The sequence below is a fragment of the Microbispora sp. NBRC 16548 genome (assembly GCF_030268985.1).
In the GTDB taxonomy this organism is placed as follows: domain Bacteria; phylum Actinomycetota; class Actinomycetes; order Streptosporangiales; family Streptosporangiaceae; genus Microbispora; species Microbispora catharanthi.
The window spans coordinates 970,088-981,365 of record NZ_BSSF01000001.1 but is presented as its reverse complement, the minus strand read 5'-3'; the positions used below and the strand labels follow the sequence as shown (position 1 = coordinate 981,365).

Annotated in this window: 10 protein-coding genes, 2 tRNA genes and 2 pseudogenes; 7 read left to right on the top strand and 7 right to left on the bottom strand. The window is 71.8% G+C overall.

Annotated features, from left to right (window positions below; translation table 11 throughout):
• Window positions 1–330: pseudogene (locus QSK36_RS04430) on the top strand (IS982 family transposase); the annotation flags it as partial.
• Between the two features lie 59 nt (window positions 331–389).
• Here QSK36_RS04430 and QSK36_RS04425 read toward each other — a convergent pair.
• The 6 genes from QSK36_RS04425 to QSK36_RS04400 all read right to left on the bottom strand — a co-directional run bounded on the left by QSK36_RS04425 (window position 390) and on the right by QSK36_RS04400 (window position 6,816).
• Window positions 390–1,130: an SDR family NAD(P)-dependent oxidoreductase gene (locus QSK36_RS04425; protein ID WP_285781430.1), complete on the bottom strand. Its 741-nt coding sequence runs from the start codon at window positions 1,128–1,130 to the stop codon at window positions 390–392.
• A gap of 125 nt (window positions 1,131–1,255) precedes the next feature.
• Window positions 1,256–2,218, bottom strand: coding sequence for a TAXI family TRAP transporter solute-binding subunit (locus QSK36_RS04420; protein ID WP_221263662.1), 963 nt, complete (start codon window positions 2,216–2,218; stop codon window positions 1,256–1,258).
• A complete protein-coding gene (locus QSK36_RS04415; RefSeq protein ID WP_285781429.1) occupies window positions 2,215–4,158 on the bottom strand; it encodes a TRAP transporter permease in 1,944 nt (647 codons plus the stop codon). Before QSK36_RS04415 ends, QSK36_RS04420 begins: the two co-directional genes overlap by 4 nt.
• 124 nt (window positions 4,159–4,282) lie before the next feature.
• Window positions 4,283–5,803, bottom strand: coding sequence for a DUF6297 family protein (locus QSK36_RS04410; RefSeq protein ID WP_285781428.1), 1,521 nt, complete (start codon window positions 5,801–5,803; stop codon window positions 4,283–4,285).
• Window positions 5,800–6,426 (bottom strand): heme ABC exporter ATP-binding protein CcmA, encoded by a 627-nt coding sequence (gene ccmA, locus QSK36_RS04405; RefSeq protein WP_285781427.1) that lies wholly within the window; start codon window positions 6,424–6,426, stop codon window positions 5,800–5,802. The genes QSK36_RS04410 and ccmA overlap by 4 nt, the downstream gene beginning before the upstream one ends.
• A 78-nt stretch (window positions 6,427–6,504) precedes the next feature.
• Entirely contained in the window at window positions 6,505–6,816 is a 312-nt protein-coding gene (locus QSK36_RS04400; RefSeq protein WP_285781426.1) for a hypothetical protein, read from the bottom strand.
• A 188-nt stretch (window positions 6,817–7,004) separates the two neighbouring features.
• Between QSK36_RS04400 and QSK36_RS04395 the strand changes: the two are divergent.
• Window positions 7,005–7,885 (top strand): annotated as a pseudogene (locus QSK36_RS04395) (IS630 family transposase).
• A 78-nt stretch (window positions 7,886–7,963) separates the two neighbouring features.
• Here the strand turns inward: QSK36_RS04395 and dusB are convergent.
• On the bottom strand, window positions 7,964–9,076 hold the full coding sequence (dusB, locus tag QSK36_RS04390) for a tRNA dihydrouridine synthase DusB (protein WP_285781425.1): 1,113 nt from the start codon (window positions 9,074–9,076) through the stop codon (window positions 7,964–7,966).
• A 102-nt stretch (window positions 9,077–9,178) separates the two neighbouring features.
• Between dusB and QSK36_RS04385 the strand changes: the two genes are divergently transcribed.
• The 5 genes from QSK36_RS04385 (at window position 9,179) to QSK36_RS04365 (ending at window position 11,271) form a co-directional block, all read left to right on the top strand.
• Window positions 9,179–9,841, top strand: a complete 663-nt coding sequence (locus QSK36_RS04385) for an ACT domain-containing protein (RefSeq protein ID WP_285781424.1) — start codon at window positions 9,179–9,181, stop codon at window positions 9,839–9,841.
• A gap of 54 nt (window positions 9,842–9,895) precedes the next feature.
• Window positions 9,896–9,967: transfer RNA gene (locus tag QSK36_RS04380), tRNA-Gly, on the top strand.
• Window positions 9,968–9,997: 30 nt separating this feature from the next.
• Window positions 9,998–10,068 (top strand) — tRNA-Cys (locus QSK36_RS04375).
• 35 nt (window positions 10,069–10,103) lie between these two features.
• Window positions 10,104–10,319, top strand: coding sequence for a hypothetical protein (locus QSK36_RS04370; RefSeq protein WP_285781423.1), 216 nt, complete (start codon window positions 10,104–10,106; stop codon window positions 10,317–10,319).
• A 202-nt stretch (window positions 10,320–10,521) separates the two neighbouring features.
• Window positions 10,522–11,271, top strand: coding sequence for a hypothetical protein (locus QSK36_RS04365; protein ID WP_225898037.1), 750 nt, complete (start codon window positions 10,522–10,524; stop codon window positions 11,269–11,271).
• Window positions 11,272–11,278 lie beyond the last annotated feature (7 nt).

Genomic DNA, 11,278 nt, shown 5'->3' with positions numbered 1-11,278 from the left:
CCCGGGCAGACCATCATCGCCGACATGCAGTACTACGGCCGCGACTTCGAACACACGCTGGCCGCCGCCGGGCTGCACCTGATGCGCAAGGCCCGCAAGGGTGAACCCCCGCGGGCCGGAACACCACTGTTCAAGCCCTTGCGCCAGATCATTGAGTCGATCAACCAGACCTTCAAGGGCCAGCTCGACCTAGAACGGCACGGTGGCCGCACCCCAGCAGGGGTGATCGCCCGTGTGGTCATCCGGATCCTGGCCCTGACCTGCGTGATCTGGCACAACGACAGGACCGGTCAGCCGGTCAAACGGTCGCTGATCGCATACGACCACTGACCCAGCCGGAGGGCTTGGAATCAATCATCTAGCCGTGGAGGCCGGGGAAGGCTCCGGCGTCAGACGGTGTACCCGCCGTCCACGGCGAGGGCGGTGCCGGTGATGTAGCGGCCGCCGGGGCCCGCCAGGTAGGCCACCGCGGCGGCGATGTCCTCGGCCTCGCCGTAACGCCCCAGGGCCGTGAGGGAGCGCTGGAAGCCGGCGGTCTCGCCGTCGGCCGGGTTCATGTCGGTGTCGATCGGGCCCGGGTCCACGATGGTGGCGGTGATCCCGCGCGGTCCCAGCTCCCGGGCAAGTCCCTTCGTCAGCCCGACGAGCGCGGATTTGGCCGTCGCCTGCAGGACGAAGTTCGAGCCGGGAACGCGCCCGTTGAAGCACGACCCGATGCTGATGATCCGTCCGCCGTCGCCCATGTGCCGGGCGGCGGCCTGGGCGGCCAGGAACACCGACCGGACGTCCACGGCGAGCACCCGGTCCAGGTCCGCGGGGGACACCTCCGCCAGCGGGCCGTAGGCGAGGAAGCCCGCGTTGTTCACCAGGATGTCGATACGGCCCAGCTCCCGAACCGTCTGCTCCACCGCCTCCGCCGCCGCCTGCGGCCGGGCCAGGTCTGCCTGGATCACCGCGGCCCTGCCCCCGTGGGCCTCGATCTGCTCGGCGACCTCACGCGCTCGGTCCGCCGCCTCGGCGTAGGTCAGCGCGACCGCCGCCCCCGCCTGAGCCAGCCGCTTCGATATCGCCGCGCCGATCCCGCGGCTGCCGCCGGTCACCAGCGCAACCTTGCCCGTCAGGTCGCTCATCGACGCCTCCTTCGTTGACGGCCTGTCCGTCACGCCGAGAGGGTAGAAGTTGACATCAATGTCAGGTTCAAGACGTCGTCATGCGAGATGAGAAGCGCGGAGCGGCGAACGCCGTGCCCGCCCGGTCAGCCGTAGAACTTCCTGGCGCCCTCGTGGAGTGGCACGGGGTCGGTCTTCGGCGCGTCGGCGAGGGTGATCTCCTTGGCCGACACGTGCACCTTCTCCAGGTCGGCCTTGTGGTCGAAGACGAGCCGGGTGAGGTCCTCCGCGAGCTTCGCGTCCATCGCCGCGTTCACCACGAGAAGGTTCGGCACGACGATGGTCGGCACGTCGGACGGCGTGCCGTACGCCGCCTTGGGGATCACCCCCTCCGCGTAGACGGGGCCGTGGGCGGCGCGCATGGCGGGCAGCACGTCGTTCAGCGGCACGAAGGTCACCTCGTCGCCCATGCTCGTCACCAGGTCGGTGATGCCCGAGGTGGGCAGCCCGCCCGACCACACCAGCGCGTCGAGGGTGCCGTCCTTGAGCCCCTGCACGGTCTCGGGCAGCGACAGCGCCTGCCGTTTGACGTCCTTGTCGGGATCGAGCCCGGCTGCGGCGAGCAGCCGCAGCGCGATCACCTCCGTTCCCGAGTTCGGCGAGCCCGTGGACACCCGCTTGCCGCGCAGGGCGGCGACGGAGGTGATCCCGGCGTCGGTCCGCGCGATCACGTGCGTGTAGTTGCCGTACAGCCGGGCGAGCGCGCGGATCGGCTGCGGAGCGGTGAAGGCGCCGGTGCCCTTGACCGCGTCGGCGGCCGTGTCCGCGAGCGTGAAGGCGATGTCCGACTGTCCCCTGACCACCCGCTGGATGTTCTCCACCGAGGCGCCGGTGGCCTCCGCGGTCGCCCGGTGGCCCGGCAGGTGCTTGTCGATCAGCTCGGCGAGCCCGCCGCCCAGCACGTAGTAGACGCCGGTGGTGTTGCCGGTGGCGATCGACAGGCGGGTCCCGCCGCCCGTGCCGCCCCCCGCGCCCGACCGGTCGCCCCCGCAACCGGCGGCCAGCAGTGCCGCGGTGACGGCCAGCGCCGTCACGAGCCTGAACCTCACGGATGCGCCTCCTTTTGTCTGCGGACGAAGTGGACGGCGAGTGCCAGGGCCGCGACGCCCAGCCCGGCCAGCACGGGCCAGGGCGACAGGACGAGCAGCAGGACCGCCGCCAGCGCGCACAGGCCCCGCTCGGCCGGACCGGCGGGGCCGGCGATCCAGCCGCCGGTGGCCACCGCGAGGACGGCCACGGCCAGCGCGGACACGGCCGTGGCGAGCAGGATCCCGCCGATCGGCCCCTGGGCCAGCAGGGCCGCGCCGGACGGCGTGAGCACGAACGCGAAGGGCACGAGGAACGCCGGGAGCGTGTACTTCCAGGTGGCCCACATCGTGCGGTGCGCGTTGCCGCCCGTGATCGCCGAGGCGGCGAAGGCCGACAGCGCCGTCGGCGGGCTCACCTCGGACAGCACGGCGTAATAGAAGATGAACATGTACGCCTCGGCCGGGGTGACGCCGAGGTTCAGCAACGCGGGACCGATGATCACGGCGGCGATGACGAAGGACGCCGTGACCGGCACGGCCAGCCCGAGCAGCAGCACGGCCAGCGCGCAGGCCACGGCGGTGGCCGCGAGGTTCCCCCCGGACAGGCCGACGATCAGCGAGCCGGCCTTGAGCCCGAGCCCGGTGAGCGTGACCACGCCGACGATCGTGCCCGCCGCCGCGCAGGTGACCGCGACCGGCAGCATGCCGGTGGCGCCCGCCGCCAGGGCCCGTACGGCACGACGCGGGGTCAGCCGGTTCTCGCCGCCGGGGGTGCGGTCCAGGAACGACAGCGCGAAGGCCAGCAGCGTGGCGTACACGACCGCGCGGAACGGCGACTGGCCGAGGGCCATCAGGATGATGATCACGAACAGCGAGCTGAAGTGGTAGCCGAAGCGCCTGATCAGCGGCCAGGGACCGCCCGCGTCCACCGGAACGGCCCGCGTGCCGTACCTGCGGGCGTCCATCTCGATCGCGAGGAAGACGCCCAGGTAGTACAGGACGGTCGGGATCGTGGCGTAGACGAGCACGGTCAGGTAGCTCACCCGCAGGTATTCGGCGATGATGAACGCCGCCGCGCCCAGCGTGGGGGGCGACAGGATCGCGCCGATGCCGGCCGCGGCCAGCACTCCCCCGGCCTGCTCGCGCGGATAGCCGGCCCGGCGCAGGATCGGCCAGGCCACGCTGCCCACGCTCACCGTGGTCGCCACGCCGGAACCGCTCACCGTGCCGAGCAGGAACCCCGCGAGCGTGACGGTCCGCCCCGGCGCGGAGCGCGAGCGGCGGAACGCGGCGAAGGAGACGTCGACGAAGAACCGCCCCGCCCCCGAGTGGTCGAGCACCGCGCCGTAGATCGTGAACAGGATGATGTACGTCGCCGCGACGTCGAGGGGCACGCCGTAGACACCCTCGGTGCCCATTGTGAAGGCCGCCACGATCCGGTCCAGGTCGTAGCCCCGGTGGCCGAGCGCCCAGTCGGCGGGCAGGTAGCCGCCGTAGTAGGCGTACGCGAAGAAGACCGCGCACACGACGGGCAGGATCCAGCCCACGGTCCGCCGGCACGCCTCAAGGAGCAGCAGCGTGAGCAGCGCTCCCGCCGCCACGTCGAGCGGCGTCGGCGCGTACGCCCGGCGGATGAGGTCGTCGAAGACGACGAGCGGATACACGCAGACGGCCAGGGACAGCGCCGCGAGCCCCCAATCGAGCGGGCTGATCCGATCGCCGCCCCGGCGCCGCGCCTTGTAGCAGACGAAGGCCAGCGGCAGCACCACGGCCAGGAACGCCATCCGGTAGGGCAGGACTGCCCCCGGCCGGAAGGTCTGGTAGAGCGCGTAGAGCGACAGGACCAGCGCGACGATCGTGACGAGCGCCGCCGGGCGGCCGGACAGGCGCCGGGCGGGACGCTCCGCGTCGAACTCGGCGACGAGGTTCTCCGCCGACGTCTCGTGCCGGGTCTCGGTCACGCGTCTCCCCTGCGGTGCGGCAAGCCCTTGACCGCAAGGTACGCCGAAGTTGACTTCGTGTAGTCACCATCCGGATCACAGTCCGGTCACAGGCCGTAGTCCCGCTCCTACCGGCCGGTCGCGTCTACGGGCGCTTCCCGCGGCTCGGCCGCAGGATGTAGGCGGCGAGCACCGCGGCCCCGGCGACGGCCTGCGCCGCGACGTACGGCGCCACCGAGGCGGGCCGCGACGCCAGCGCGGCGAGCGCGGGCAGGGACCCGAACAGCGCGAGGTCCACGCCGGTCAACGCCCAGATCAGCGGTCCCGTCGGCACCGCACCACCCGGGGTGTCGATGACCGGCATGGAGTGGTCGACGGGCCGCCGCCGGGCCATCCGCAGCGCGCCCGCCGCGAGCGCGGGGGCGGCGGCCGGCCCGAGCACCCACCAGGCCCCCGCCGGCAGCGTGCCCGCGGCCTGGAGGCCCACCAGGGCGAGCGCCGACCAGGAGGCGGCCAGCAGCGCGGGCAGCACGGCCCGGGCGGCCGTCGCCGCCCTGCCGTCCACGGCCAGCATCCGGGCCAGGGCCGGGTCGCCGCCGTCGCGCCGGACCCCTCCGGTGCACATCGCGGCAGCGGTCAGCGCCCCGCACAACAGCATCCCGGCGGCCGGCCCGGACCCGCCTCCGATGGCGTTCGCGCAGACGGCGGGCAGGGCCGCCGCACCGAGCAGCGCCGCTAGGCGGCCCGGCCGTCTACCCACCCGCAGCCACTCCTGCCAGGCCAGCGCGGGCGCCGGGCCGAGCCGCGACAGGAGGCGGGGCCAGGAGCGGGAACGCAGCGCACGGCCGCGCCAGTGGGCGTCCTCCGCGACCCAGGTGAGCATCCCGGGATCCAGCGTGGTCGCCGCCGAGGTCACCCGCGCCGTCCTGGTCGAGGAGGCCAGGATCCGGCGGGCGGGGATGCGGGCGAGCGCCGCCCAGGCCTGCCGTACGAGGAAGGCGGCCACGACGGAGGCGACGCCCGCGACCGCCGCGCCCAGGGACGCGGGCGCCTCCGCGACGGCGCCGAGGATCCGGCGGCCGGGGCCCGCGCCGAGGACGGCCGCGAGCACGGCCACGGAAAGAGCCCCGGTGACCAGAAATTGCAGCCGGGCGTCCGACGCCGGGGACTGCTGGCCGAGCACCGCCGTGGCCATGCCGCCCACGCCCGCCGCGACACCGAGCACCAGCGCCGCCGCGAGACGCACACCGAGCTGATCGGGGGCTCCGAACACCGACAGCGCGGTCAGCCCGAGCGCCGCCCCGGCGAGCACCGCCGCCGACAGCAGGAGCAGCGCCGTACGGCCGAGCACGGCCCGGCGGGGCAGCGGCGACGTCACCAGCCACGAGGCGTCGGCGGCGGGCAGCACGACGGGTCCGAGCGCCCGCACCAGGGCGAGGAAGCCCGCGTAGGCCGCCGCGACCAGCGCGAGCCCGGGGCCGAGCCGCGCGGGGTCGGCGTGGTGGGCCAGCCCGGCGAGCGCCTCCGCGATCGGGCGGCCGAGCACCGCGGCGGCGATGAGCAGGCCGAAAACGCCGGTGTAGCGGTCCGAGAAGGTCGCCGGACGCCCACGGCGGGCGCGGAGGTAGGCGAGGGCGGGGTGCGTCCGCGCGGCCGCCGGGATCACGACGCCGCCCGCAGCGTGATCACACGGGCTCCCGCGTCCTGCGCCAGCCGCGCGTCGTGGGTGGCCATCACGACCGTGCCGCCCTCGGCGGCGTAGCCGCGCAGGATCCCCGCGAGGCGCTGCCTGAACCCGGCGTCCAGGCCGCGCTCCGGCTCGTCGAGCAGGAGCAGGCGGCTCGGCCGGAGCAGGGCCATCGCCAGCGACAGCCGCTGCCGCTGGCCGGTGGACAGCGACAACGGGGCGAGATCGGCCCGGGCGCGCAGCTCGAAGGTCTCCAGCGCCTCGTCGGCCGTCAGGCGGGCGTCCTGCTGGACGGCCCTCATCAGCTCCAGGTGTTCGCGGACGCTCAGGCCCGGATACCAGGCGGGCTCGTCGCCGGCCTGCACGACCCGGCGCCAGAAGTCCGGCAGGTCCGCCGGCGGCCCGCCGAGAACGTCGATCTCGCCGCGCGGCGAGGGGTGCAGGCCGGCCAGGCATCGCAGCAGCGTCGACTTCCCTACGCCGTTCTCCCCCATGACGGCGACGATCTCGCCCGGAGCAGCGGTGAGATCGACGTCGCGCAGCACGGGTACGCCGCCCAGATCCAGCCCGACCCCGCGGGCCGTGATGATCGCGTTCGTCATGCCCCGAGCCTACGCGCGGGCGCCGCACCCCTGTCCGCCCGTTTCCGGGCCGTCCGCCGCCACGCGAGAGCACCTAGACTAGAAACAGTATTTCCGGGGGGTGGGTCCCGAGGCCTTGATCTCGATGGTCTTCCTAGCGGTGCTGTGGGGGGCCGTGAGGAACATCGCGATGTGTAGGTTCTTCTCGCTGGTGTGGTAGCCGCTGCCGCTGCCGCAGACCGAACGTGCCTGCCTGGTGAGGTGGTGGAAGCGGTAGATAACCTTCTTCCAGTTCTTCTTAGGCGTGTTGACCATCCACCCCTCACCGTCAGTCTTCTCGTCCACGCAGTGGCTGACGCCCTGGCAGGGGTGGGTGTACAGCTTGGCGGACGCCTCGGCGGGGTGGGTCAACAGCGCTCCCGTAACTGCCGCAGCCACCAGGCCCACGGCGAAGGTCTTCATCATGTCCGCTTAGATGTTCGCGGCAACCTCAATGTTCGCGGTTGCGTGGGCTTCCTTGCCATGCGTCTCGCCATCGGTCGACGCTCAGCTCAGTTGACTACGTCGACCGGCGAGCAACCCGGTGAACCTTTTCGGTCATTGATGCTGAGCGGGCCTTGCTGCATGGCCTGACGGCGGGGGTGTCAGAGCTGGCGGGCCGAGCGAAGATCGTACTGGCCTGCGCCGAGTCCGGGGCCAGCACTGCACAGGTGGCACGGGATCTCGGTATGAGCGTGGCGACGGTCCGCCCGTGGCGGACCGATCGAAGTCCACGATCGGGCGGATCTGGCGCGGCTTCGGGCTCAAGCCCCACCAGGCCGACACCTTCAAACTCTCGACCGATCCACTGTTCGTGGAGAAGGTCGTCGATGTCGTGGACCTCTACCACAATCCGCCCGAGCGCGCGGTAGTGCTCTGCGTGGACGAGAAGTCCCAAATCCAAGCACTGGACCGGTCGCAACCGGTCGTGCCGATGATGCCGGGCATGCCCGAGCGGCGTACCCATGACTACGTCCGCAATGGGATCACGAGCCTGTTCGCCGCGTGCAACATCGACGATGGAACCGTCATCGGTGAGTTGCACCGTCAGCACCGCGCTACCGAGTTCAAGAAGTTCCTGGTCACGATCGACAAGACGGTTCCCGCCGAGTTGGACGTCCACCTGATCTGCGATAACTACGGCACTCACAAGACGCCGGCGATCAAGGCGTGGCTGGCCCGCCACCCGCGGTTCCACATGCACTTCACCCCTACCGGCTCCTCGTGGATCAACCAGGTGGAGCGGTGGTTCGGGTTCCTGACCGATCAGCTCATCCGGCGCTGGGTGCACAAGAGCGTCCAGTCCCTGGAGAAGGACATCCGGGACTGGATCGCCCAGTGGAACGACAACCCCCGGCCGTTCGTATGGCAGAAGACCACAGAGGAAATCCTCGATTCCCTCGCACGATGTTGCCGACTGATTTCAGGCTCAGGACGCTAGCTAGCGGGGCGGACGCAGACGCCTGAGCGGAGCGGACGCCGTGAGCCGCGCGAGCGGAGCGAGCGCCATGAGCACCGGTCAGCCGCCGGAGGTGGGGTCCTCGGCTCCGGCGCCGGGGATCGTCATGTCGTCGGGGTCGTCGAGCCAGCCGTGCGGCAGCGACACCTTCGACCTCTCGCCGCTCTTGCCGCGCGGGCCGTCGGCCTCCTCCGGCCACGGCTGGTCCGCGTCGAGCTCGGCCACCCGCTCGGCCATCTCCGGCAGGCGGGTGACCGAAGTGAGGGCGCGTCGAGTTTCGGCTCCGACGACGAAGCCCTTGAGATACCAGCCGACGTGCTTGCGGAAGTCGGCGAGCCCGTGCGACTCACTGCCGATGACCTCGCACAACAGCTCGGCGTGGCGCAGCATCATCGCGCCGACCTCACCCAGACGGGGACGGACGCGCTCGGCCGAGCCCCGGAAGGCCAGATCGAGGTCGCGGAACAGCCACGGCCGCCCCAGGCAGCCCCGCCCGATCACCACTCCGTCGCAGCCGGTCTCCGCGACCATGCGCAGCGCGTCGTCGGCGCTCCAGATGTCGCCGTTGCCGAGCACCGGGATCTCCGGCACCGCGTCCTTCAGCCGCTTGATCGCGTCCCAGTGCGCGGCGCCGCCGTAGTGCTGGCGGGCCGTACGGGCGTGCAGGGCGACGGCGGCGAGGCCCTCCTCCACGGCGATCCGGCCCGCCTCGACGTAGGTCAGGTGGTCCTCGTCGATGCCCATGCGCATCTTCATCGTGACCGGCAGCGGCCCGGCGCCGGCCACCGCCTCGCGCAGGATCGCGCGCAGCAGGTTCCGCTTGTACGGCAGGGCCGACCCGCCGCCCCTGCGGGTGACCTTGGGCACGGGACAGCCGAAGTTCAGGTCGATGTGGTCGGCCAGGTCCTCCTCGGCGATCATCCGCGCGGCCTTGCCGATGACGGCCGGATCGACCCCGTACAACTGGATGCTGCGAGGGGACTCGTCCGCGCCGAACCGGATCATCTGGAACGTCAGCGGCACCCGCTCGACCAGCGCCCGCGAAGTGATCATCTCGGACACGAACAGGCCGCCGCCCTGCTCCCGGCACAGCGTGCGGAAACCGATGTTCGTGATGCCCGCCATGGGAGCGAGCACCACCGGGGGCCAGACCTCGAGCACGCCGACTTTCACCCGTTCATTGTCCCCGCTGCCGGCGGTGAGCCGTACAAGATCATGGACGTGAGGCTTTTGCCCCGGTTAATCTGACCTGGACCAACGGTGGGGGAGGTCGTCATGCTGCTGCGGCTGAGAATCGCCTTGCCGGATCGTCCGGGCTCGCTGAGCCAGGTGACCGGGGTCCTCGGGTCCGCGGGCGCCGACATCACGCAGGTGACGGTGCTCGACCGGGGCGGCGGCCGCGCCCTCGACGACTTCACCGTCTACTGGCCCGACGCCGCCCCCCGCGAGGACCTCGTACGGGCCCTGCACGGCGTGGACGAGGTCCAGATCGAGGGCATCTGGGGCACCAGGGAGGCCCCCGGCACCTACCCGGAGCTCGAGATCCTCAAGTTCCTCACCACGGCGGGCGACCGCGCGCTCGGCACGCTGATCGACTCCATGCCGGTGCTGTTCAGCGCCGACTGGGCGGCGGCGGCGACCGAGAAGGACCCGCGCGTCACCGTGTACGCGAGTTGGCGGGCACCCGAGGACATTCCCTTCCCCGAGAAGACCCCGCCCCGGCCGACGGCCGCCACGCTGCCGTCCGGCCTGCACGTGATCGTCGCGCCGCTGCCGCCGCTGGCGCTGTCGCTGATGCTGGCCAGGGCGGAGGGGCCGGACTTCCACCGCAACGAGGTGCACCGGCTCACGCGGATCCTGGAGATCTTCCTGACCCTGCCCGCGATCGAGCGGGGAGCCGACCGCGCGTTCCGCAGACCGAGCGCCCGGCCGTTCTGAGTACACACCGCAGCCGAAAACCCGGTACAGTAGCCACGTCGCCGCAAGGCGGACGCGGAAGTGGCTCAGTGGTAGAGCATCACCTTGCCAAGGTGAGGGTCGCGGGTTCGAATCCCGTCTTCCGCTCCGAGAGGTCACGATTGAGGGCCTCGCTCTGGTGGAGTGGCCGAGAGGCGAGGCAGCGGCCTGCAAAGCCGCGTACACGGGTTCAAATCCCGTCTCCACCTCTGTTTTTCCCATCCGGTTCCGGATGCCTGCACGCATGTCATGCGTCGCACGGCACCTCCGCTTCCACGAGCGTCGGCCCTCCGAGCGGGCTGGTGACGCGCCGCACCCGAAGGACTACCACCGCGACGACCCCGGCAACGCCGTCACCGAGGACGGGCGGGCCGTCGCCGTCGCCGTCACCCGGCTATCCGAGAGCCTCGAGATGCTCGGCCACGTCGAGAAGGCCGTCGACACCGCGCTCTGTTCCTGACCCGCGCCGTGTTCCTGACCCGCGCCGTGTTCACGCCGGGCACCGGTGACGGCCCCCATGGCCGCCACTGGAGCGTTCCGGCATGCGCGGGACAAGTCGAGGTAAGGCTTCTTCTCAACGTCCGATAACGGGCGCACACTGAAAGGGACACAACAGGCGATTCAGCGTGGAGTAGCTCGTGCACGGTCAGATGCCTCCAGCGATGCCCATGCTCTCTCGTGGCAAGCATCGCAATCCCAGCAAGGGCGCCTGCTTCATGGAGTTCGCGTCCTATCTCGCAGGTGAGCGGTGGAGCGACCATCCGTCGTGCACACACCCGCTGCTCGCCGGGCTCGCCCGCCTCGTCAACGACCACACCTCCGACGCCGCCCGGCCCCGCCTGGCCGAGCTGATCCCGTCGGTGATCGGCCTGACGGGCGACGATCCGCGCCTCGACGCGCGGATCGCCCTGTGCTCGGCCAGGGCCGCGCTGCCGGTAGTCGCGCACGAGCGCCAGCTCGCGATGGCGGTCTCGATCCTGTCGGCCGAGCACGTGCTCGCCGAGTTGGAGGGCCGCCCCGCCGGGGACCTGGACGAGCGCAGCAGGCAGGCGCTGGCCCAGGTGCCTGACGCCGCCCGCTGGGCCTACACCTTCGGGCGCGGGGTGCGGGTCTCGCCCAAGGGCTTCCGCAGGTACGCCGCGCCCAACACCGTGCAGCTCGCGGTGCGGGGCATCGCTCAGGCCTGCGTGCCCGACCCCGATCCGCTGCTGCGCGACCTGCTGGCCGACGCGATCGACGACTGCTGGGCCCTGCTGCGTCCCGCTGCCGGAGTCGACGCCGGGACCGCCCCCGACTCCGCCGCCGAATTCGCCGTCGGCTTCGCCACAGGGACAGCCGCCGAGCCCGCCCCCGCTGCGGTCGATCCCGCACGCTGGGCGGACGCCTGCCGCATCACTGGCCTGTCGGCCTGACCACTCC